Source organism: Pseudogemmobacter sp. W21_MBD1_M6, assembly GCF_052119585.1.
Lineage (GTDB): Bacteria > Pseudomonadota > Alphaproteobacteria > Rhodobacterales > Rhodobacteraceae > JBGQOJ01.
In genome coordinates, this window is sequence record NZ_JBGQOJ010000001.1 from 1 (window position 1) to 21,845 (window position 21,845).

General features: G+C 62.2%; 23 protein-coding genes. 15 read left to right on the top strand and 8 right to left on the bottom strand.

From position 1 onward, the window contains the following. Positions 1–106: 106 nt before the first annotated feature. From ACEN2R_RS00005 to ACEN2R_RS00020, 4 genes are read left to right on the top strand one after another with little or no spacing between them, the layout of a single operon-like run. Positions 107–319 (top strand): DUF6494 family protein, encoded by a 213-nt coding sequence (locus tag ACEN2R_RS00005; protein WP_442037925.1) that lies wholly within the window; start codon positions 107–109, stop codon positions 317–319. Beyond that, complete coding sequence (locus ACEN2R_RS00010; protein ID WP_442037927.1) at positions 316–1,464, top strand: Mrp/NBP35 family ATP-binding protein; 1,149 nt, start codon at positions 316–318, stop codon at positions 1,462–1,464. Before ACEN2R_RS00005 ends, ACEN2R_RS00010 begins: the two co-directional genes overlap by 4 nt. Then, complete coding sequence (locus ACEN2R_RS00015; RefSeq protein ID WP_442037929.1) at positions 1,461–2,171, top strand: biotin/lipoate--protein ligase family protein; 711 nt, start codon at positions 1,461–1,463, stop codon at positions 2,169–2,171. Before ACEN2R_RS00010 ends, ACEN2R_RS00015 begins: the two co-directional genes overlap by 4 nt. Next, positions 2,171–2,647 carry a DUF6505 family protein gene (locus ACEN2R_RS00020; protein ID WP_442037931.1) on the top strand — a complete coding sequence of 159 codons (477 nt, stop codon included), beginning with the start codon at positions 2,171–2,173 and terminating at the stop codon, positions 2,645–2,647. Before ACEN2R_RS00015 ends, ACEN2R_RS00020 begins: the two co-directional genes overlap by 1 nt. Before the next feature lie 41 nt (positions 2,648–2,688). Here the strand turns inward: ACEN2R_RS00020 and ACEN2R_RS00025 are convergent, their stop codons facing one another. Next, complete coding sequence (locus ACEN2R_RS00025) at positions 2,689–3,327, bottom strand: 2OG-Fe(II) oxygenase family protein (RefSeq protein ID WP_442037933.1); 639 nt, start codon at positions 3,325–3,327, stop codon at positions 2,689–2,691. A 161-nt stretch (positions 3,328–3,488) separates the two neighbouring features. Then, positions 3,489–5,060 carry a bifunctional metallophosphatase/5'-nucleotidase gene (locus ACEN2R_RS00030; protein ID WP_442037935.1) on the bottom strand — a complete coding sequence of 524 codons (1,572 nt, stop codon included), beginning with the start codon at positions 5,058–5,060 and terminating at the stop codon, positions 3,489–3,491. A 149-nt stretch (positions 5,061–5,209) separates the two neighbouring features. Between ACEN2R_RS00030 and ACEN2R_RS00035 the strand changes: the two genes are divergently transcribed. Together ACEN2R_RS00035 and ACEN2R_RS00040 are read left to right on the top strand one after the other, a co-directional pair. Next, the gene (locus ACEN2R_RS00035; protein ID WP_442037937.1) at positions 5,210–5,548 is read left to right on the top strand and encodes a DUF952 domain-containing protein; all 339 of its coding nucleotides are present in this window, start codon (positions 5,210–5,212) and stop codon (positions 5,546–5,548) included. Beyond that, the gene (locus ACEN2R_RS00040; protein WP_442037938.1) at positions 5,545–6,603 is read left to right on the top strand and encodes a quinone-dependent dihydroorotate dehydrogenase; all 1,059 of its coding nucleotides are present in this window, start codon (positions 5,545–5,547) and stop codon (positions 6,601–6,603) included. Before ACEN2R_RS00035 ends, ACEN2R_RS00040 begins: the two co-directional genes overlap by 4 nt. Before the next feature lie 13 nt (positions 6,604–6,616). Here ACEN2R_RS00040 and ACEN2R_RS00045 read toward each other — a convergent pair whose 3' ends face one another. Genes ACEN2R_RS00045 through ACEN2R_RS00055 form a run of 3 tightly spaced genes read right to left on the bottom strand, consistent with a single transcriptional unit; the run spans position 6,617 to position 8,887 of the window. Next, on the bottom strand, positions 6,617–7,939 hold the full coding sequence (locus tag ACEN2R_RS00045) for an MATE family efflux transporter (RefSeq protein ID WP_442037940.1): 1,323 nt from the start codon (positions 7,937–7,939) through the stop codon (positions 6,617–6,619). Further along, positions 7,932–8,453: a PaaI family thioesterase gene (locus tag ACEN2R_RS00050; protein WP_442037942.1), complete on the bottom strand. Its 522-nt coding sequence runs from the start codon at positions 8,451–8,453 to the stop codon at positions 7,932–7,934. Before ACEN2R_RS00050 ends, ACEN2R_RS00045 begins: the two co-directional genes overlap by 8 nt. Then, positions 8,450–8,887, bottom strand: coding sequence for a PaaI family thioesterase (locus ACEN2R_RS00055; protein ID WP_442037944.1), 438 nt, complete (start codon positions 8,885–8,887; stop codon positions 8,450–8,452). The genes ACEN2R_RS00050 and ACEN2R_RS00055 overlap by 4 nt, the downstream gene beginning before the upstream one ends. Before the next feature lie 199 nt (positions 8,888–9,086). On the opposite strand from ACEN2R_RS00055, the gene ACEN2R_RS00060 reads away from it, so the two are divergent. The 7 genes from ACEN2R_RS00060 to ACEN2R_RS00090 all read left to right on the top strand — a co-directional run bounded on the left by ACEN2R_RS00060 (position 9,087) and on the right by ACEN2R_RS00090 (position 16,585). Beyond that, positions 9,087–9,455, top strand: a complete 369-nt coding sequence (locus tag ACEN2R_RS00060) for a MerR family transcriptional regulator (protein WP_442037946.1) — start codon at positions 9,087–9,089, stop codon at positions 9,453–9,455. A gap of 215 nt (positions 9,456–9,670) precedes the next feature. Then, positions 9,671–10,072, top strand: a complete 402-nt coding sequence (locus ACEN2R_RS00065; RefSeq protein ID WP_442037948.1) for a MerR family transcriptional regulator — start codon at positions 9,671–9,673, stop codon at positions 10,070–10,072. A gap of 21 nt (positions 10,073–10,093) precedes the next feature. Next, a complete protein-coding gene (locus tag ACEN2R_RS00070; RefSeq protein WP_442037950.1) occupies positions 10,094–11,872 on the top strand; it encodes an acyl-CoA dehydrogenase C-terminal domain-containing protein in 1,779 nt (592 codons plus the stop codon). Between the two features lie 52 nt (positions 11,873–11,924). After that, complete coding sequence (locus tag ACEN2R_RS00075; RefSeq protein WP_442037951.1) at positions 11,925–12,137, top strand: hypothetical protein; 213 nt, start codon at positions 11,925–11,927, stop codon at positions 12,135–12,137. A gap of 272 nt (positions 12,138–12,409) precedes the next feature. Next, entirely contained in the window at positions 12,410–13,045 is a 636-nt protein-coding gene (locus ACEN2R_RS00080) for a glutathione S-transferase family protein (protein WP_442037953.1), read from the top strand. A gap of 11 nt (positions 13,046–13,056) precedes the next feature. Continuing rightward, complete coding sequence (locus ACEN2R_RS00085) at positions 13,057–14,268, top strand: acetyl-CoA C-acetyltransferase (RefSeq protein ID WP_442037955.1); 1,212 nt, start codon at positions 13,057–13,059, stop codon at positions 14,266–14,268. A gap of 109 nt (positions 14,269–14,377) precedes the next feature. Beyond that, positions 14,378–16,585 carry a 3-hydroxyacyl-CoA dehydrogenase NAD-binding domain-containing protein gene (locus ACEN2R_RS00090; protein ID WP_442037957.1) on the top strand — a complete coding sequence of 736 codons (2,208 nt, stop codon included), beginning with the start codon at positions 14,378–14,380 and terminating at the stop codon, positions 16,583–16,585. On the opposite strand, the gene ACEN2R_RS00095 is transcribed toward ACEN2R_RS00090, so the two are convergent. The 3 genes from ACEN2R_RS00095 to ACEN2R_RS00105 form a co-directional block, all read right to left on the bottom strand. After that, the gene (locus tag ACEN2R_RS00095; RefSeq protein ID WP_442037959.1) at positions 16,567–17,235 is read right to left on the bottom strand and encodes a Hint domain-containing protein; all 669 of its coding nucleotides are present in this window, start codon (positions 17,233–17,235) and stop codon (positions 16,567–16,569) included. The genes ACEN2R_RS00090 and ACEN2R_RS00095 overlap by 19 nt on opposite strands. A gap of 182 nt (positions 17,236–17,417) precedes the next feature. Beyond that, positions 17,418–18,071, bottom strand: a complete 654-nt coding sequence (locus ACEN2R_RS00100) for a sulfotransferase family 2 domain-containing protein (RefSeq protein ID WP_442037961.1) — start codon at positions 18,069–18,071, stop codon at positions 17,418–17,420. Then, positions 18,068–19,012, bottom strand: coding sequence for a DMT family transporter (locus ACEN2R_RS00105; RefSeq protein WP_442037963.1), 945 nt, complete (start codon positions 19,010–19,012; stop codon positions 18,068–18,070). The genes ACEN2R_RS00100 and ACEN2R_RS00105 overlap by 4 nt, the downstream gene beginning before the upstream one ends. A gap of 86 nt (positions 19,013–19,098) precedes the next feature. On the opposite strand from ACEN2R_RS00105, the gene ACEN2R_RS00110 reads away from it, so the two are divergent. Together ACEN2R_RS00110 and ACEN2R_RS00115 are read left to right on the top strand one after the other, a co-directional pair. Beyond that, positions 19,099–20,724 (top strand): AMP-binding protein, encoded by a 1,626-nt coding sequence (locus ACEN2R_RS00110; RefSeq protein ID WP_442037965.1) that lies wholly within the window; start codon positions 19,099–19,101, stop codon positions 20,722–20,724. An 85-nt stretch (positions 20,725–20,809) separates the two neighbouring features. Next, entirely contained in the window at positions 20,810–21,826 is a 1,017-nt protein-coding gene (locus ACEN2R_RS00115; RefSeq protein ID WP_442037967.1) for a hypothetical protein, read from the top strand. Positions 21,827–21,845 lie beyond the last annotated feature (19 nt).

The window sequence follows — 21,845 nt, forward strand, 5'->3', positions numbered from 1 at the left end:
CCCCCCCCCCCCCCCCCCCCCCCCCCCCCCCCCCCCCCCCCCCCCCCCCCCCCCCCCCCCCCCCCCCCCCTACCCCCAGATTGCCGACCATCGAGGAGAACGACCCATGAATGACGAAACCTTCAACCTGTCGATGCGCAAGTTCCTGAAAACAGTCGGGGTCACCTCGCAGCAGAAAATCGAGGAGGCCGTGCGCGCCGCCGTCGCCGATGGCAGCCTGACCGCAGACAGCGTCGACGTGAAGGTCACGCTGACATGCGCGGCCCTTGACCTGACCCATGACGTGACCGGCAAAATCCAGATCAAGGGCGATGCATGAGCACTGTGACGCAAGAGGCCGTTCTGGCAGCACTGGCGGGCGTTATTGACCCCTCAAGGGGCAAGGATATCGTCAGCACCGGACAGGTCAAAAGCCTGACAGTCGAGAACGGCAAAGTGAACTTTATCCTAGAGGTGGACGCCGCCCGCGGGAACGCCATGGAACCGCTGCGCGCCGCCGCCCAAAAGGCCGCCGAAGCGGTCGAAGGCGTGGCAAGCGTGACGGTCATCATGACCGCCCACGCCGCCGAGGGCACAGCCAAACGCACCCCGCCGCCAATGCCAAGCCTGAAGATCCCCACGGCCCACAATCACGACCACGGCCACAGCCATGCCCCCACCCCGCCCAAACCGATCCCCGCGAAACCCGCAGGGCCGAACCTGCCAGCCGGCGTGAAAAAGATCATCGCCGTGGCCTCTGGCAAGGGCGGCGTCGGCAAATCCACCGTCGCTTCGAACCTTGCGGTCGCGATGGCGGCAAAGGGCAAGCGCGTCGGCCTGTTGGACGCCGATGTCTACGGCCCCAGCCAGCCGCGCATGCTGGGGGTCTCCGGCCGCCCGTCCAGCCCCGACGGCACCACCATCCTGCCTTTGCGCAACCACGGCGTCACGCTGATGTCGCTGGGCCTGATGGTCGCCGAGGACGAGGCGATCGTCTGGCGCGGCCCGATGCTGATGGGCGCCTTGCAGCAGATGCTGGGGCAGGTGCAATGGGGCAAGCTGGACGTGCTGATCGTCGATCTGCCCCCCGGCACCGGCGACGTCCAGATGACCCTCAGCCAGAAGGTCGATGTGGCCGGCGCGATCATCGTGTCGACCCCGCAGGACATCGCGCTTCTGGATGCGCGCAAGGGCATCGATATGTTCAAACGCCTGAACGTGCCGATCTACGGCCTGATCGAGAACATGGCCTCGTTCGTCTGTGACGGCTGCGGCAAGGTGCACCATCCCTTCGGACACGGGGGCGCCCGCGCCGAGGCGGAAAAGCTGGGCCTGCCGTTCCTCGGGGAAATCCCGCTGGACCTGGAGATCCGCATAGCCAGCGACGGCGGTGCGCCTTTGGTGGTGTCGAAACCCGACAGCCCGCAGGCCAAGGCCTTCTTTGATCTGGTTGACACGCTAGAGGCCGCAGGGCTGTTCGAATGAGCACGCCCGACACCCCCACCTTTCCGCCCCTGTTGCGCGGCGAAAGCGTTCCCGCCCATGCCGACCCGTTTCTCAAGGCGGTCAACAGCGCCACGCAGGGCACCGACCCCGGCCTGATCCTATGGTCTGAAGACACCACAAACTTCAGGGTTGCGGTGATTCTGGCCCCCGAGATGCCGCTGCAAAAAGCGATGGGGGCCGCCTATGCCGCACAACTTGGCTTTGCCGACAGTCTGGGCGCGCTTGGCCCGCCAGAGGTCGCCGTGCATTTCGTCTGGCCTGACCGGATCAAGGTGAACGGGGCCATGTGCGGCCACATGCGCTATGCCGCCTCGACGCGCGATGGCGCACAGGAACCCGACTGGCTGGTGATCGGCATCGACGTGCCGCTGCTGCCCGTTCGCAATCTGGAACCGGGCGTCACCCCGGACGAAACCACGCTTTATGACGAGGGCTGCACCGACCTGACCGCCGCGATGCTGATTGAAAGCTGGTCGCGGCACATGCTGGTCTGGCTGCACCAGTTCATGAACGAAGGGCTGGAACCCTTGCATCGCGCGTGGAGCGGCAAGTGCGACACCCTTGGACAAGAGGTCACCATGCCCGAAACCGGCACCTTCATGGGGCTTGATGAATACGGCAACATGCTGTTGCGCGACGCGTCGGGCACGCGGGTGATCCCGCTTTACGCCTGTCAGGAGGTTTGATGAAACTTGCCCGCACCATCCGGCTGGATCAGTCCGACGGCAACGTCTTTGCCTCCCCGGCGGATATGGGAGAATGGGCCATCTCCGGCGCGTTCGAGTTCTCGAACTGGACAGAGGATGACCTGACCGGCAAGGCCCGTCAGGCCTTTGCCAATGGCTGGCTGTCGGTCGAAAGCTTTGGCCGTGCGACCTTTGTCGCGGTCACGCCGATCACCGAATTGGAACTGGAGGCGCTGACCCTTGCGCTGGCCGAAAAATTCGTGGCTGATTTCGGCGCACCGAGCATCGCGGCGGCCCGCCCCGTCGCCGAGGCAGAACTGCTGCATATGCGCGAGATGTGCGAAGATCAGGCCGACAACACCTTGCTGGTTGTCACACGCGAGCTGACCGCAACGGGCGTGCGCGAAGAATACCGCACCATCGCAGCCCAAAGCGCCGAGCTGGACAGTTTCGCCGTCCACGGATCGGTCGACTAAAGCGTGTTGCGCTCGATGAGGACGACGGTGCGCAACACGCTCTAAAGCCCGACATAGGCGTCTTTCCAACGCAGAACCACGTTGAACGAAATCGAAATGCGCGGATCGTCCACCATATTGGGATGCACCAGATGGTGCAGAAACGACGGCCACAAGAACAGATCGCCCGCGCGCGGCAGTTTGCGGTGCTCGGGGTCGAATTGACCATCACCCAGAATGGCGTTCATGTTCGCCTGTGGTCGAGGATCGTAAAAGCTGATCGCGCCGGGGTTCAGATCGGTCCGGTGGGTCGCGCCGGTCTGATCCGGCATAGCAACGTAATAGGTGCCCGACAGCCAGGAATGCGGATGGTTGTGCAGGTTGTGGTAATCGCCCTTCAGGTTGACGTTGGGCCATGCCTGCAAAGCCCATGTCAGATCATAGGTGATGCCAGCGGTCCGGGCATAGTCCACAACGGCCCGCTCGATGCACTGCTTCAACCAGGCGAACGCCGGATGTTTGGCCTCCAGAAGGTCGCCCTTCAGATAATCACCGGTCAAATCGGCGCTTGCCTTGTCTGCCGCCAGCAGATGTTGGGCGATGACCGGATTGGCCGCCTCAGCCCCCGGCAATCGCATCGACATGAAAAGCGTCGGCCAAAGCCGTTCGTAGTGCGGGGTCTGGCCGGGGGCGTCGGGCATGGATCGGGTCCGTTGATAAAAGGAAACGCCTGGCGGCGTTGTTTCTTTGTCTCGGACCCTGCGGGTCCTCGGGTTTTGCCTCCGGCAGGGATATTTAAGCCAAAAAGAACCTGTGTATATCTTCTCGGTCCAAATACTCCCGCCGGAGGCGTCTTTGGCGTCTACTTCTTCACGATCCGGCCATCGGTATAGGGCGTATAGGCCCCATTGGCGGCCATATACTCGGCCGTTACATCGGCAAGATCAGGACCGAAGTCGTAGACGTTCGACGCATTGACGAACATCTTGAAGCCGTCGCCGCCGTTACGGACATAGTTGTTCGACACAAGGCCATAGGTTCGGGTCAGATCAAGCGGCACAAAGGCGTCGCCCTCTTTCACCATCACATCCGCGATCCGGCTGCCGGCGGGGGCGGCCGCATCCCATGCAAAGGTCAGGCCCGCCACCTGAGGGAAGCGCCCTGCGACCTCTTCCACCTGACTGACGCCGTTTTCCAGCGCGGCCAGAACATCCGCACCGGTGACCTGAAACGTCGAAAGCGTGTTCTGGAACGGCAGCACGGTCAGCACCTCGCCCATGGTCACGTCACCCGCATCAATCGACGACCGCAGACCGCCCGAGTTGGCAATCGCGATCTGGATGCCCTGATCCCTGACCCGCGCCAGCATCGCGTCCGCCACGAGGTTGCCCATGGCGCATTCCTGCACGCGGCAGATGTCGCGGCTGCCCTCGATCATCGCCGAGGTCGTGGCAACGACCTTTTGGCGGATCTCCTCCAGAGGGACGGCCAGCTCTGCGATGCGATCCTTTGTGCTCGCGTCTTCGACCACGACACCGTCAAGGATCAGCGGCTCGCCCTTCGCCTCGGTGATGACGCCCGCATCGTTGAACGTGACGTTCAGCTCTCCAAGGAACTTGCCGTAGGCATAGGCGCTGACGATGGCCGTGTCGCCGACCATGACCGGATAGATATCGACCGCCCCTTCGATGGTGTTGGACAACAGCGTGTTGGTGTGGCCGCCGACGATCACATCGACGCCTGTGGTCTTGGCCGCAACCTCTTTATCCACGCCGAACCCCGAGTGGGACAGCACGATGATCTTGGTCACGCCCTCGGCTGTCAGTTTGTCCACCTCGCCCTGCACTGCCTCGGACGGATCGGTAAAGATCACGTTCTTGCCGGGAGAGGCCAGTTCGTCGGTGTCTTGCGGTGTCAGGCCGATCAGACCGATCTTTTCGCCGCCCCGTTCGATGATCGCCGACTTGGCCAGCTTGCCCGCCAGCATCGGCTCGCCCGAGACATCGGCGTTCGACATCAGAACCGGGAAGGCCACCGCATCCATGAAGCCGCGCAGCACCTCGGGGCCGTCGTCGAATTCATGGTTGCCCACGGTCATCGCGTCATAGGCCAATTTGTTCATCATCTCGGCCGCGACCTTGCCCTTGTAATAGGTGTAGAACAGCGTGCCTTGGAACTGGTCGCCGCCATCCACAAGGATAGAGTTGTTGCTGCGCTTGCGCGCTTCTTCGACGGCCGTCACCAGACGCGCGGATCCGCCAAAGCATTTGCCGTCGGTATTCTCCTCGGCAGAGCAGGGCGCATCGTACTTGCTGATCGGCTCGAACCGCGCATGGAAATCGTTGGTGTGCAGGATGGTCAGCGAATAATCGGCCGATGCCGCGCCCGCCGTTAGGGCAAGCACTGCTGCCGAGGTCATGAATTTTACGAACATCTGGGGTCCCCCTGTTGTTGATGTCTCAGACTGGCGCGACATTCCGTGCGAGTCAAAGAAGATACGCAAGGTGACGTAACGTGCGCCGATAACAGCGCCATGACACCTGCCCCCTTGACCGGAATTCGGGCACAGGGCATGTGGAGGCCATGCTTATTTACAAGATATTCCGCGCGCCCGAATGGGCAGCGTTGCAGGCGCAGGGCGAAACCGCCGGTGCACCTGTCGATCTGGCCGATGGCTATGTGCATTTTTCGACCGCCACACAGGCCGCCGAAACTGCGGCGAAACATTTTGCGGCCGAGGCGGATCTGGTGCTTCTGGCGCTGGAGACGGACAGGCTTGGCGATGACCTGAAATGGGAAGTGTCGCGCGGCGGGGCCGAATTCCCGCATCTCTACCGTAACCTTCGGATGGATGACGTGCTGTGGCACGCGCTGCTGCCGTTGGTGAACGGTGCCCATGAATTTCCGGAACCGATGCTGTGAAGTTGATCGAGACCCTCGGCCTTGCCGCCCTGCACCGTTTTGACCCCGAGGTCGCGCATGGCCTGTCGATTCGCGCATTGAAACTGGGCCTTGTGCCCTTGGCGGGTCCGGTAACCTCGCCGCGTCTGGCTACCACGCTGGCGGGGCTTGCCCTGCCCAACCCCGTTGGCCTTGCCGCTGGCTTCGACAAGAACGCCGAGGCTCTGGGGCCGCTGTCGCGCGCCGGTTTCGGCTTTATCGAGGTGGGCGCAGCCACGCCGCGCCCGCAATCGGGCAACCCCAAACCGCGCCTGTTCCGCCTGACGCCGGACCGCGCCGCCATCAACCGCTTTGGCTTCAACAATCAGGGGATGGAGGCGATCGCCGCCCACCTTGCCCTTCGCCCCAGGGACGCCGTGATCGGCCTGAACCTTGGCGCGAACAAGGACAGCACCGACCGCGCTGCCGATTTTGCCCGGGTGCTGGCGTGCTGTGGCCGCCATGTGGATTTCGCAACGGTCAACGTGTCATCGCCCAACACCGAAAAGCTGCGCGATCTGCAGGGCCGCGCCGCGCTCTCCGCGCTTTTGGCTGGCGTGATGGAAACGCGGGCCGGTCTTGCACGGCACATCCCGATCTTCCTGAAAATCGCCCCCGATCTGACACACGACGAACTGGCCGAGATTGCCGAGGTCGCAAAGGAAAGCGGCCTTGACGCGATCATCGCAACGAACACCACCCTGTCGCGCGACGGGTTGACCAGCCCGCATAAAACCCAGACCGGCGGCCTGTCCGGCGCGCCTTTGTTCGAGAAATCGACCCGCATTCTGGCCCAACTGTCCGAATTGACCGACGGGGCGATCCCGCTGATCGGTGTCGGCGGAATTTCGACCGCGCAGCAAGCCTATGCGAAGATCCGCGCGGGCGCCTCTGCCGTGCAGCTATACACCGCATTGATATATGGCGGCTTGTCGTTGGCGGCGGAAATAGCGCATGAACTAGACGCCCTATTGATGCGCGACGGGTTCGCCACAGTTGCGGATGCCGTCGGAACAGGGCGCGCCGACTGGCTGTGATCCTTTCGCATCGCTACTGCGCCACGCCAGCCTCCAGCGACGGGTATTTCAGCGCCAGCGTCACCCCCCGCGCGACAAAGCTGATCAGGAACGCCACCCAAAGCCCGTGGTTGCCGAAGGCGGGCATCAAAATCGCCACCGCCACGCAATAGACCACAAAGGACAACGCCATCATGTTGCGCATGTCCCTGGTGCGGGTGGCGCCGATGAAAATGCCGTCGAACATCCATGCCGCAACGCCCAGAACGGGGGCGAAAACCATGTAGACCAGATAGATACGCGCCTCGGCCCGCACAGGCTCTGCCGTGGTCATCGTGTCGATGATTGCCCCGCCGAACAGCGCGAAACAGACCGCCATGACGCAAACCGCCAGCACACCCCAAAGGCTGGTCAACAACGCTCCGCGCCGCAGGTCCGCCCGTGCCCCCGCGCCCAGCGCCTGCCCCACAAAGGCCTCTGCGGCAAAGGCGAACCCGTCCAGCGCATAGGCGGTGATCTGTAGAAACTGCAGCAGAATCTGGTTCGCCGCCAAGGGCACATTGCCGAAATCCGCGCCGAAAAACAAAAACGACACGAACATCGCCTGCAATATCACCGACCGGATCAGGATGTCGGAATTCACCTGCGCCATGCGCCGCAGCTTGATCCGGTCGAACACCCGCGCCCAATCGCGCCATGCAGGCACCTGAAACGCCGCGCGGCACAGATAAAGGCCCAGCGCCAGACCGGTCCATTCCGCAAGGAACGTCGCAAAGGCCACGCCGCCCACGCCCCAGCCAAGGCCCAGCACGAACCATAGATCCAGCGCGATGTTCAGCCCGTTCATCCACAGCTGCATCACCAGAACCGCCCGCGTGCGCTCTGCCGCGATCAGCCAGCCGGTGATACCATAAAGCCCGATCGCCGCCGGGGCCGAGAAGATGCGGATCTGCATATACTCGCGGGCCATCGCCTCGACCTCGGGTGTGGCGGGCGACAGGCGAAAGGCCCCCGCAAACACCAAGGATTGCACCGCGATCAGGATTGCCCCGGCCGCAAAACCGATCATCAGCGCGCGGGTCAAAAGCGCGGCCACTTCACCCGTATCGCCCGCCCCGTGCGCCTGCGCGGCAAGGCCGGTCGTGCCCATCCGCAGAAACCCGAAAATCCAGTAGATCGCGCTTAGAATAACCGCGCCTATCCCCACAGCACCAATCGGCGCGGCCAATCCCATCTGCCCGACAACGCCGGTATCCACCGCCCCCAGAATTGGCACCGTCGCGTTCGACAACACAATGGGAATGGCCAGCCGCAGCACCCGCGCATGGGTCAGCGGCAGGCGCGGGTGCTTACTCATCCCTGTCAGGCATCAGGAAATGCCCCGTGGCCTGCGCGAACATCCGTGTCTTGTTGTCCTGCCACGCCTCGACATGCACACTGGCATAGCGCCGCCCGACGCGGTTCACCCGCGCCCGCGCATAGGCATCGCGCGGCAGCCCCGATCGCAGGTAGTCCACCGTGAAATCAATCGTTTTCGGCAGCCGCGGCAGGTCGCCCGCGCTGAGGCTGGCCACATCGAACCTGCCGCTCTCGACATCCTCCCACATCATCGACCACGACAGCTCGATGATCGCCGCAACCTCCAGAAAGGCCGCTGTGACGCCACCGTGAATGGCCGGGATCATCGGGTTGCCGATCAGCTTTTGATCAAAGGGCAGAGTGGCGGTCAGCTCGTCTCCGCGGCGGTCGAACCCGATACCCAGAAACTGAATGTAGGGCACGCCATCCACCAAAGCCGTCAGCGCCGCATCGCGCCGTTGCTTGACCACCTGAACCGGCTCCGGTGCGCCGCGCTCCGTCTTGCGGGTCATGTCGCGGCCCCGTTCGGGCGTTCCACCGTAAAGGCCCCCGTTGCCGTCGCCACGGGCCGCGCGGTATCCTCGTCCGTGGCCGTGGTCCGCACAAAGGCCACGCTGCGGGTGACGTGGTAGCATTCCGCCCGCGCCGTGATCCGCTGGCCCGGTGTCGCGGGCCGCATATAGTCGATGCGCAGGTCGATGGTGGCGGTTCCGGCGGGCGCCGACGGATGGCTCATCACCGCCGCCCCGCCGCAGGTGTCCATTAGCGCGGACACTGCCCCGCCATGAATGACGCCGGTCTCGGGGTCGCCCACGAACCGCGCGTCATAGGCCATCGAGATCACTGCGATCCCCGCGCCCAGCTCTGTCAACTCCATGCCCAGCGCGCGGGAATGCGGGATCGCCTCTATGAACTGGCGCGCCAGCTTTATCTTGGGATCGGTCATCGGGTCACTCATCGGGTTAGGGTATGAGGTGTTATTGAATTTGGGCACCGCTGCCGCAAGGCCAAACTTCGCCTGCCCCCCGCCTTTGGACGCGACGTGTTTCGCAGTTTCGCGCGAATGGCGGGGTTTCCTTGATCGACCCGATTGCACCCTTGCGGCGTTGTGGTTAGCCTGCCCTTATTCTAGGAGCATTCGACGCATGACCGACGCCCGCCTGACATTCAAAGAAATGTGCGCGAAGTTCGACGTAACGCCGCGCACCCTGCGCTACTATGAATACATCGAACTTCTGACCCCCGAAAAAGAAGGCCGCAGCCGGTTTTACACCCCGCGCGAATCCGCAAGGATGACCCTTATCCTGCGCGGCCGCAGGTTCGGATTCGGTCTGGAAGAAATCCGTCAGTGGCTGGAGATCTACGAAAAGAACGGTGACCGCGCCCAGATGCAGGCCTGGGTCACGCTGGCCGACAGGCAGCTGGCAGAGCTGGCAAACCAGAAGATACAGCTGGAAAAAACCATCGCCGACCTGCAAAAGTTACGCGACGACACCGCGATTTCCCTGACCTGACGCCCCCCGGATCAGGGGTTTTACACCCCAGCGACAGGCACGGGATCAGACCGTTTCCTCAATAAAATTGCGCATACCCTAGCGTCAACTTTCCGAAGATTTCGCGAAGGCCGAAATGACGTCACGTTACATTTACGTTAACGTCAACTGTTCTTGTAGGGTAGCCACAGAATCCGCATCTGAAGGTCAGAACAGTGAACATCAAGGACTTGATAATGTCTGATCACCAAATGACCATCCGCGAGATGTGCGAGGCGTTCGACGTCACGCCGCGCACCTTGCGATTCTACGAGGCGAAGGAACTGTTGTTCCCGGTCCGCGATGGACAGAAGCGGCTCTTCACCAAACGCGATCGCGCGCGGTTGAAACTGATCCTGCGCGGCAAGCGCTTCGGCTTCAGCCTCGAAGACATCCGCCAGTTGCTGGACCTGTATGACATGGGCGACCAGCAACTGACCCAGCTGGTCCAGACCTATGCCGTCGGGCAAACCCGTCTGGCGGACATGGAACGCCAGCACACAGAGCTGGGCGAGGCGATCGGCGATCTTAAGGAACAACTGGCCTGGGCCGGGCAAACGCTCGCCTCGCTGCAACAGCAGAACAAGGCCGCCAGCTAAGACCGGAACAGGGAGTTACCGATGCCATCCTACACCGCCCCCGTCAAAGACATGCAGTTCCTGCTGCACGAGGTCCTCAATGTCACAACCTCGGGCACACCGGGCTATGACGAACTGGAACGCGACTTTACCGCCGCCGTTCTGGAAGAGGCGGGAAAAGTGTCGCGCGACGTGCTGGCCCCGCTGAACGCGGTGGGCGACGTTCAGGGGTGCCGTCTGGAAAACGGTGTCGTCACCACGCCCGACGGGTTCAAAGAGGCCTTCGCCCTGATGAAGGACGGCGGCTGGACCGCGCTGGACTGCGACCCCGAGTATGGCGGTCAGGGCATGCCTTATGTGCTGGCAACGGCGGTGGGCGAGATGTTCGTCAGCGCCAATATGGCCTTCAACATGTATCAGGGCCTGACCCACGGCGCCTATTCGGCAATCCATGCCCACGGGACGGACGCGCAAAAGCAAACCTACCTGCCCAAAATGGTCACCTGTGAATGGACCGGCACGATGAACCTGACCGAGCCGCATTGCGGCACCGATCTGGGGCTGATGCGCACAAAGGCCGAACCGCAGGACGACGGAACCTACAAGATCACCGGGCAAAAGATCTTTATCTCTGCCGGTGACCACGACATGGCCGACAATGTAATCCACCTTGTGCTGGCCAAAATTCCGGGCGGCCCCGAGGGGATCAAGGGTGTGTCGCTGTTCATCGTGCCAAAGGTCATGGTCAAGGACGACGGCAGCCTCGGCGCCCGCAACGCGGTCTCTGTTGGCAAGATCGAAGAGAAAATGGGCATTCACGGCAACGCCACCTGCGTGATGAACTACGATGGCGCGACCGGCACCCTGATCGGCGAGGCCCATAAGGGCATGCGCGCCATGTTCACCATGATGAACGAGGCCCGCATCGGCGTCGGCCTTCAGGGCTATGCACAGGCCGAAGCCGCCTATCAGAACGCGGTGATCTACGCCAAGGACCGGCTTCAGGGCCGTGCCGTCACCGGCCCCGAAAACCCGACCGGTCCCGCTGATCCGCTGATCGTGCACCCCGACATCCGCCGCAACCTGATGGACCAGAAATCCTTTGTCGAAGGCGCGCGCGCCTTTGTCTTCTGGGGCGCCAGCCTGATCGACCGCGTGCACCGTGCCGACGACAAGGCCGCCGATGGCCTGATCTCGCTGATGACCCCTGTCATCAAGGGCTTTCTGACCGACAAGGGCTTTGAAACCGCGATCAGCGCCCAGCAGGTCTATGGCGGCCACGGCTATATCGAGGAATGGGGCATGTCCCAATTCGCCCGCGACGCCCGTATCGCCATGATCTACGAAGGCGCCAACGGCGTGCAGGCGCTGGACCTTGTGGGTCGCAAACTGGCGCAGGACGGCGGCAAGCATGTGATGGCCTTCTTTGACATGGTGAAAACCTACATCAAGGAAAACGAGGACCACGAAGAGCTGAACCGGCACTTCCTGACCCCGCTGAAATCCGCGTCCAAAGATCTACAGGCGGCGGGCATGTATTTCATGCAGAACGGCGTGAAAAACCCGAACAACGCACTGTCCGGTTCCTATGACTTCATGCACATGATGGGCCATGTCTGCCTTGGGCTGATGTGGGCGCGGATGGCAAAGGCCAGCTTTGATGCGCTGGCAAACGGCACGGCCGACGCCGAATTCTACACAACCAAGATCGCGACCGGCAAATATTACACGGCGCGGCAGCTTCCTGCGACGGCGATGCACCTGACCCGGATCCAGACAGGTGCCGATACGGTCATGGCGCTGGACGCCGCATCGTTCTAGGCTCACCCGGCGCGCGGCACACCCGCGCGTCGCATCACCTGTAGGAGGATAAATGCCCAAACGCCTGCGTATGACCCGCCGCTTTCCCGTGTCGATGACAAACGACGCCTACCGGAAACTTCAGGCCTTCGCGGGTCAGGCCGGGATCACACAAGACGAAGCGCTGGTGTTCCTGTTCGAGAACTTCAACAGCATCACCAACGAGGACACGCTGCCGCACCGCCTGACCCTGTTCAAGGCAGAGCTTGCGGACCGAAAGAAATGACGGATGGGGCGCGACGCCTTCGGCGAGAGTATTTTTGCCGAGAAGATGAACAAGTCGCGCCCCGTCATCCGGCCCCTGCAAGGTCACATCGAACCGGGCGGAACAACGGGGCGTCTCCTCGGGCGGTCATCGGCTCTCCAGCCTGTACCGCACCCGCGACACTGGCGCGTTAAGGTTAACGCCCGGTTACAAAAATAGGTTTTGCCATTCTTCTCGGCAAAAATACTCAAATGCCCGACCAATCACGGGCGCATCTTCGGGATGAGGCGCATATGACCATCAAACTGTATTGCTTCGGCGAAAGCGGCAACGCCTATAAGGCAGCCCTGACCCTGACCCTGACCGGCATGGAATGGGAGCCAGTCTTTGTAGACTTTTTCAACGGCGAGACCCGCACCCCCGAGTTCCGCGCGCTGAACGTCATGGGCGAGGTGCCGGTCATGGTCGACGGCGATGTCACGCTGTCACAATCGGGCATGATTCAGGATTACGCCGCGTCCAAAACCGGCAAGCTGGGCGGGCGTAGTGCGAACGAGCGTCGCGACATTCTGCGCTGGGTGCTGTGGGACAACCACAAGCTTAGCGGCGTGGCGGGGATGACCCGTTTCCTGATGAATTTCATGCCAGAGGACAAGCGCCCGGCAGAGGTCATCGCCTTCAATCAGGGGCGGCTTCAGGCCAGCTACGGCGTTCTGAATGCAGCCCTCGAAGGGCGCGACTGGTTGGTGGGCGATGCGATCACCATCGCCGACGTGGCCTGTTGCGGCTATCTGTTCTACCCCGAGCCCTTTGGTTTCGACCGCAAGGACTGGCCCAATGTCGACCGCTGGCTGGACAACATCGCCGCCACCCCCGGTTGGAAACACCCCTATGATCTGATGCCCGGATCGCCCGCCGACCGCGCCTGAAGGAGACCATGATGACCGAAGCCTATATTTACGACGCTGTGCGCTCTCCGCGTGGCAAGGGCCGCCCCGACGGAAGCTTGCACGAGGTGACCAGCGCGCGCCTGTCCGCCCAGATGCTGAACGCGGTCAAGGACCGCAACAACCTGACCGGCCACGCGGTCGAGGATGTCATTTGGGGCAACGTCACGCAGGTCGGCGAACAGGGCGGCTGCCTTGCGCGGACCGCCGTTCTGGCCTCTGACCTTGACCAATCCATTCCCGGCCTTGCGATCAACCGCTTTTGTGCCAGCGGGATGGAGGCGGTGAACATCGCCGCCAACCAGATCCGGGGTGGCGCGGGCATGGCCTATATCGCGGGCGGCGTCGAAATGATGGGCCGCGTCGCCATGGGGTCTGACGGGGCGGCGATTGCGGTCGATCCCTCGATCGCGATGAACACCTATTTCGTGCCGCAGGGCATCTCCGCCGATCTTATCGCCACCGAATACGGGTTCACCCGCGATGATGCCGACGCGCTTGCCGTCGAAAGCCAGCGCCGCGCCAAGGCCGCGTGGGACGACAACCGCTTTGCCCGGTCCATCGTCACCGTGCGCGACATCAACGGGCTGGTCATTCTGGACCATGACGAATTCATGCGCCCCCAGACCGACATGCAGTCGCTGGGCGCGTTGAAGGCCTCGTTCAAGGATATGGGCGAGGTCATGCCCGGCTTCGACAAGATCGCGCTGATGAAATACCCGCATCTGGAGCGGATCAACCACATCCATCACGCCGGCAACTCGTCGGGCATCGTCGACGGGTCCGCCGCCGTGCTGATCGGCAACAAGGAATTCGGCGAGAAATACGGGCTGACGCCCCGCGCCCGCATCCGCGCCACCGCAAAGATCGGCACCGATCCGACGATCATGCTGACCGGCCCCGTGCCGGTGACCGAAAAGATCCTGAAGGATCACGGCATGGCGATTTCGGACATCGACCTGTTCGAGGTGAACGAGGCCTTCGCCTCGGTCGTGCTGCGCTTTATGCAGGCGTTCGATGTCGACGCCTCGAAGGTCAACGTCAACGGCGGATCCATCGCAATGGGCCACCCCTTGGGCGCGACCGGCGCGATGATCATCGGCACATTGCTGGACGAGCTGGAACGCACCGGCAAGGGCGTCGGTCTTGCCACGCTTTGCATCGCCTCCGGCATGGGTGCCGCCACCATCATCGAGAGGGTCTGATGCCACGGGTTGCCACGCGCGACACCCGCGCCCCTGACCCGCATGGTTTGTGCATGGTTTCTGCATCCGCTGTGCCCCCCGTTTTGACCCTGTTTCTGGGAGAGCCCGAATGACCGATTTCACTTACGCAGTAGACGCCGACGGCGTCGCCACGATCACCTGGGATACCGTCGGAAAATCCATGAACGTGATGAACCAGCAGGGGTTCATCGATCTTGACGCGATGATCGACGCCGCCCTTGCCGATGACGCCGTGAAGGGCGTTGTCATCACCTCGGGCAAGCCGGGCAGCTTTGCCGGAGGCATGGACCTGAACATCATCGCAAAGATGAAGGATGCCGCAGGCGACACCCCCGCCAAGGGCGTGTTCGAGGGCGTCATGGGCATGCATGCGATCCTGCGCAAGATCGAACGCGCGGGCATGGACCCCAAGACCAACAAGGGCGGAAAACCGATCGCCGCCGCCCTGCCCGGCACCGCCCTTGGCATCGGTCTGGAAATCCCGCTGGCCTGCCACCGGATCTTTGCCGCCGACAACCCCAAGGCCAAGATCGGCCTGCCCGAGATCATGGTCGGCATCTTTCCGGGCGCGGGCGGCACAACCCGTCTGGTGCGCAAGTTGGGCGCGATGATGGCTTCGCCGCTGCTGCTGGAGGGTAAGCTGAACGACCCGCAAGGCGCCAAGCGTGCGGGTGTCGTGGACGAGGTTGTGCCCGCCGATGAATTGCTTGCAAAAGCAAAGGCTTGGGTGCTGACAGCCACCGACGCCGACATCCTGAAGCCCTGGGATGCCAAGGGCTATAAAATGCCCGGCGGCGCGCCGTATCACCCCGCCGGTTTCATGACCTTTGTCGGCGCCTCTGCCATGGTCAACGCCAAGACGATGGGCGTCTATCCTGCGGCCAAGGCGCTTTTGTCGGCGGTCTACGAAGGGGCCTTGGTGCCCTTCGATACCGCGCTGAAAATCGAGGCGCGCTGGTTCACCAATGTCCTGATGAACCCCTCCTCGGCTGCGATGATCCGCAGCCTGTTCATCAACAAGGAAGCGCTGGAAAAAGGGGCGGTGCGCCCCGCCGGTGTGCCCGATCAAAAGGTCACAAAGGTGGGCGTTCTGGGCGCGGGCATGATGGGCGCGGGGATCGCGCTGGTGTCTGCCCTTGCCGGGATCGAAGTCGTGCTGCTGGACCAGCAGCAACAGGCGGCAGACAAGGGCAAAGCCTATAGCGCCGACTATATGGACAAGGGCATTGCGCGCAAGAAAGCCACGCCAGAGAAAAAGGAACAGCTGCTGTCGCTGATCACCGCCACCACCGATTACAAAGCGCTCATGGGCTGCGACCTGATCGTCGAAGCGGTGTTCGAGGATCTGGCCATCAAGGCGGACGTCACTAAAAAGGTTGAGGAAGTCGTCGGGCCGGACTGCATCTTTGCCTCCAACACCTCGACCCTGCCGATCAGCGAACTGGCCCGCGCCAGCGCGCGCCCCGAACAGTTCATCGGCATCCATTTCTTCAGCCCCGTGGACAAGATGATGCTGGTCGAGATCATCAAGGGCAAGCAGACAGGCGACCGCGCCACCGCCAAGGCGCTGGATTTCGTGCGCCAGATCCGCAAAACCCCGATCGTGGTCAATGACGCGCGGTTCTTCTATGCCAACCGGTGTATCATCCCCTACATCAACGAAGGCATCCGTATGGTGAAAGAGGGCGTTGCCCCCGCCCTGATCGAGAACGCGGCAAAGCTGGTCGGTATGCCCCTTGGCCCGCTGCAACTGGTGGACGAAACCAGTGTCGATCTGGGCGTCAAGATCGCAAAGGCGACCAAGGCCGCGATGGGCGACGCCTATCCCGATGCAGAGGTGGACGAGGTGCTGTTCTGGATGTTCGAACAGGGCCGTCTGGGCCGCAAGTCCAAGTCCGGCTTTTACGCCTATGACGATGCGGGTAAACGGACCGGCCTGTGGGACGGTCTTGCGGCGCAATACCCTGTGGCCAAGGACCAACCCGATCTGACGACCGTCCAGCACCGCCTGTTGTTCGCGCAGGTGCTAGAGGCTGTGCGGGCGCTGGAAGACGGTGTTCTGATGGACATCCGCGAGGGCGACGTGGGCGCCATTCTGGGCTGGGGCTTTGCGCCCTGGTCCGGCGGGCCGTTCTCGTGGCTGGATATCATCGGCGCCGCGCAGGCGGCAGACCTTTGCGACGGGCTGACAAAGACCTGCGGCGCACGGTTCACAACCCCGGCCCTGCTGCGCGAGATGGCGCAAAAGGGCCAGTCGTTCTTCGGGCGGTTTTCGGATCAAACCGTCGCTGCGTAAAGATCGCGGCCAAGCGTGGTGGTTTTGCCCATCACGCTTGCCTCTATCTCGGCCAGACAGCCAATAAACTGCGTCGCCAGCTTTTTCGACATGGGGCGGTAGGGGCTGGCGGGCAGATCGTTCAGCAGGCAAACATCGACCGCGCCGGCGGCAGGCGTGAAGAACATCGCGCCAAAGCTGGAAAACACGACCTGATCCGTGGCAAAATGCAGCGTGGTCACCGAAACGGGCGCATGCGGTTGAACGCGGTGGATGCCACGATACCCGTCCAAAGACAGGGCCGGCACAAGCACAAAGGCATCCCCCGATATGTCTTCGGCCACATCGGATTCGATCATCACGATCTGTTCAGGCAGCAAAAGCATGACATCGGAATTGCCCAATGCGCCGACGGGAACCTCCAGCGGCCAAAGGATCTGCGGACAAGGGCCCTTGCCATTCCACAGGTTGCTGCGCGTCACCTGACGCACCTCTTGCATCCCGCCATCAAGGGTCGAAACCCGATCCCCGACAGAAATCGTATCAATGTCCCGCCACCCGATCGCACCAGCGACCTTGGTGCCCGACACCATGCCCGTCTCAAGGCCACCATCAAATTTTACGCCCGTCGCAATTTTTTCGACCCGCGCGGACATGTTGAATCTGAACATCCTGAAATTCCCTATCGACGCTGTTTCGCGTTGCTTCCCCTAGTCAGGTTCAACAAGTGGGATAACCGTGCCAAGACTTTGCTTGGTCTGCGGCGAAAATAAGGCAGAATTTCGACCTTGGGTGGAATGTTCAACGAATTCGTAAATTCGGCAGGCTCTGGAAACAGTCGCGCGGGTTTTCGTCAGGACGCAAACCGGTATCCAAAGCGCGCGATGTCCTTTGCGCATAGTTCCGCAACCAGCTGCGAATCATCCCCGGAGTAATAGACCGCATAATCCCGGTTGCGCTGCGTGGCGTTCGCGCGTGGGATTTCGCCAAGGGAAAACCCCAGATGGGCCTCCAGGGGGGCGATATCCTCTGCCAGATGCTCCAGCCGGATGAAAAGGTCGCATCGCGCGTTTCCTTTGGTATCCGTCACATGATCCAGATAGGACGCCGCAGCCAGCGAGGCCTTGGTGTGGTCGTGGTGCAGAAAGTCGCTGAAGCCATGCGCCTTGGCGATCTCGATGGCCGGATGGTCGAATTTCTGCGCTTTCAGCCAGTGGTAATAGCTGACCATGCGATCCCAGGGATTGCGAACCAGCGTAAAGATAAAGAAATCCTGAACATCCCCCTCGTCCACGATGCCGTCAATGTCGGTCAGGCGCGAATGTTTCCACAGGCGGCCAGCGGGCTGCAATGCCTTCAACCGATTGCGGCGTTTGCGGGCCTTCGGTGTATCGCCGATCAAAATATCGTCCTTCATCGCCCGCGCCTCTAGCGCCAGCGACAAGGCCGTGCCGCCCGTCTTGGGAATATGGACAAAGATGTAGCGGCGGCCGCGCGAAATGATCATGCGGGCAGCCTAGCAGCCCTGTCATCCGCTGGCGAGTTCGAGCGTATGGCAATCGCAACGCCCGACACAAGAATTGCGGCGATGCCCAATGTCGTGGACAGGTCCGGCACCTCTGCCCACAATAAAATGGCCCAAAGCGTGGCCGAGACCAGCAGCGAATACTCGAACACGGCGACGAAACTCGCCTCGGCCAGTTGATAGGCGCGGATCGTGAACCCGACACCGACAATCGACGCAACGCCCTGCACCACCGTCCAGATCAGGAAGGTCGCCGTCGGCGTCACCCAGCCCCGCGTCAGGAAACCGTCGCCACCGGGCAGAACCGGCAACGGATGAAGGGCAAGAACCACCACCCCGCAGGCGCCCATCGCCCCCATAAGCACAAAGAAACCGGCCAGCAGCGTCAGCGTCCCCTCGCCCGCGCACCAGCGACGCGTCGCCAGATTGCCAAGGGCATAGACCGCGCCCGCGATCGTCGGGAAGATCGACGCGATGGTCAAAGAACCCGCATCCGGTTGCAGCACCAGCACCGTGCCCGCAAACCCCAAAAGCGCCGCGCCCACGCGCCAGACCCCGACCCGTTCGCCAAAAAACACAACGGAAAAGATCAAGACCCAGATCGGGGCGGTGAACAGCCCCGCAACCACCTGCGCGATGGGCATGAACCCCAGACAGCCGAAATAGATCAACATCGCCGTGGCCGACAGACCGCTGCGCAACAGCACCGCGCCGGCCCGTTTCGGCCAAAGGCGAATGTTCCGCAGGCGGGCAATACCGGCAAGGATGCACAGCGCCAGACCGGCGCGGATCAGATGGAACTGCCATAGCCCGCCATCCTGCGCCAACACCTTGATAAAGTTGTCGACAAGCCCAAACAGCGCCATGGCCAGCAGTACCAGACTTGCGGCCATCAACGGGCTGTTCTGCGTCGTGCTGTTCATTCTGCGATCCATGCTGTTTCCCATTTGCATGGGGCATAGGTTGCAAATACTCTAGCGCAAAAGCGACATCGTCTTGGGAGGGACACATGGGTTGGATGGCAGACGAACGCGGCCTTGAGAAATGCGCAGCGAACCATATTCCGCTAACGCCATTGTCGCACCTCAACCGGGCCCTGAAAGTCTTTCCCGAGGTCGAGGCGCTGGTCTATGGCGACACCCGCCGGACTTATGCGCAATACCACGCCCGCGTGTCGCGGCTGGCTTCGGCGCTCAGGAAGGTGGGCGTAAAGCCGGGCGATGTGGTCGCAACCCTGCTGCCCAACATCCCCGCCCAGGCCGAGGCGCATTTCGGCGTGCCCGCTGCGGGGGCCATTCTGAACACGATCAACATCCGTCTGGATGTGGATACCGTCGCCTATATCTTTGAACACGGCGGCGCGATGGTGGTTTTGGTCGACACCCAGTTCCTGCCTCTGGCAGAGGCCGCCGCCCGGCGCATGGGGAAATCCGCCCCCGCCTTGATAGAGGTTTGCGACGAGCAGGCGGACTTCCCGGCGACCGGCAATTACACCGAATACGAGGATTTTCTGGCCACCGGCGACCCGCAATTCCCTTGGCTGATGCCCGAAGACGAATGGGAAAGCCTTGCGCTGAACTATACCTCGGGCACAACGGGGCGCCCCAAGGGCGTCGTCTATCATCATCGCGGCACCTATCTGATGACGATGGGCACCGTAATCTCGTGGAAAATGGTGCTGCATCCGCGCTATCTGACCATCGTGCCGCTGTTTCATTGCAACGGCTGGAACCACACCTGGATGATGCCGGTTCTGGGCGGAACGGTCGTCTGCTGCCGCGACGTGACGGCGGCGGCCATCTACAATGCCATCGCCGATGAAAAGGTCACGCATTTCGGTGGCGCGCCGATCGTGCTGAACATGATCATCCACGCCGCCCCCGCCGCCCGCCGCGACTTTGACCACACCGTCGAGGTGTTTACCGCAGGCGCCCCGCCCGCCGCTGCGACCCTTGCCGCAATTGAAACGCTGGGCTTCAACATCACGCAGGTCTACGGGCTGACGGAAACCTACGGCCATGTCACCGAATGCATCTGGCGCGATGAATGGAATGATCTGGATCAGGCCGAAAAAGCCGCGATCAAGGCGCGTCAGGGCGCCGCCATGCCGATGATGGAGGACATCACCGTATTGGACCCGAACATGGCGCAGGTACCAATGGACGGTGCCACACAGGGCGAGATCATGATCCGCGGCAATTCGGTGATGAAGGGCTATCTGAAGAACCCCGAAGCCACCAAAGAGGCCTTTGCGGGCGGCTATTTCCACACCGGGGACCTGGCCTTCCAGCACCCTGACAGCTATATCCAGATCGCCGACCGCGCCAAGGACATCATCATTTCGGGCGGGGAAAACATATCGTCGGTCGAGGTCGAGGGCGCATTGATGCACCACCCCGCCGTGTTGTTGTGCGCCGTGGTGGCCAAGCCTGACGAGAAATGGGGCGAAGTGCCCTGCGCCTTTGTCGAACTGAAAGAGGGGGCCAATGCAACCGCCGAGGAACTGATCGCCTTTGCCCGCACACGGCTTGCAGGGTTCAAGACCCCCAAGGCGGTCATCTTTCAGGAACTGCCCAAAACCTCGACCGGGAAAATCCAGAAATTCGAACTGCGGGCGATTGCCAGATCCCTATGACGCGATGCCGGTTGAGCATTGTGACGGGCTCTGCCCTGCGCTATCGTGTTTTCAACGATAACAAGAGCAGGGCACGTGCCATTTCATGACGGCGCTTTCCCAATATCAGCGACTGGAAAGTCAGGGCCTGTGGCGCGATAGCCCCGATGCCCAGCGACGCGAAGTGATCGTGTCCTTTGGCGATGCCACGCTGGTGATTTCCGACAAGAACGACCGCGCCATCGCCCATTGGTCCCTGCCCGCGATTTCCCGCGTGAACCCCGCAGAACGGCCCGCAGTTTTCAGCCCCGACCTTGACGGCGCCGAAACACTGGAACTGGAAGACGACGTGATGATCGGCGCGATCGAGAAGGTCCGCACGGCCATCGCAAAAAGCCGCCCGCAACCCGGCCGTCTTCGCCTTGCGATGCTGGGGCTCAGCTTTTCCACCGTTGCCGCGCTGGCCATCTTCTGGCTGCCCGACGCGCTGATCCAGCACACGGTCTCTGTCGTTCCGACCGCCAAGCGGGCAGAGATCGGCCAGACCCTGTTGTCCGAGATCCGACGCCTGACCGGCGCGCCCTGTGCGGCGACGCTTGGCCAGAAATCCCTGCAAAAACTGAACACGCGCCTTCTGGGTGCACGACGCGGCGATCTTGTGGTGCTGGCATCCGGCGCACGGCAATCGGCGCATTTGCCCGGCGGACTTATCCTGCTGAACCGCGAGCTGATCGAGAACTACGAAGAACCCGATGTCGTTGCGGGTTTCGTTCTGGCCGAGGCCGCCCGCGCGAAGGCCGTTGATCCACTGGAAAGGTTGCTCCGCGCCAGCGGCCTGCGCACCAGCTTTACCCTTTTGACCACCGGCGAGGTGTCCGAGAACACGCTGGTGGCCTATGCGCAGACGCTGATGACAGGGCGCCCGGACCCGATCGCAAACGACGTTCTTCTGGCGGCGTTTGCTAAGGCAGAGGTTCGCTCCTCTCCCTATGGGTATGCGCTGGACCGCACCGGCGAGACCACATTGCCCCTGATAGAGGCCGATCCGTTTCAGGATGGCGGCCAACGCCAGATCATGACCGACGGCGAATGGGTCAGCCTGCAAGGTATCTGCGGCGGATAAGAAAAAGCCCCGCGCGCAG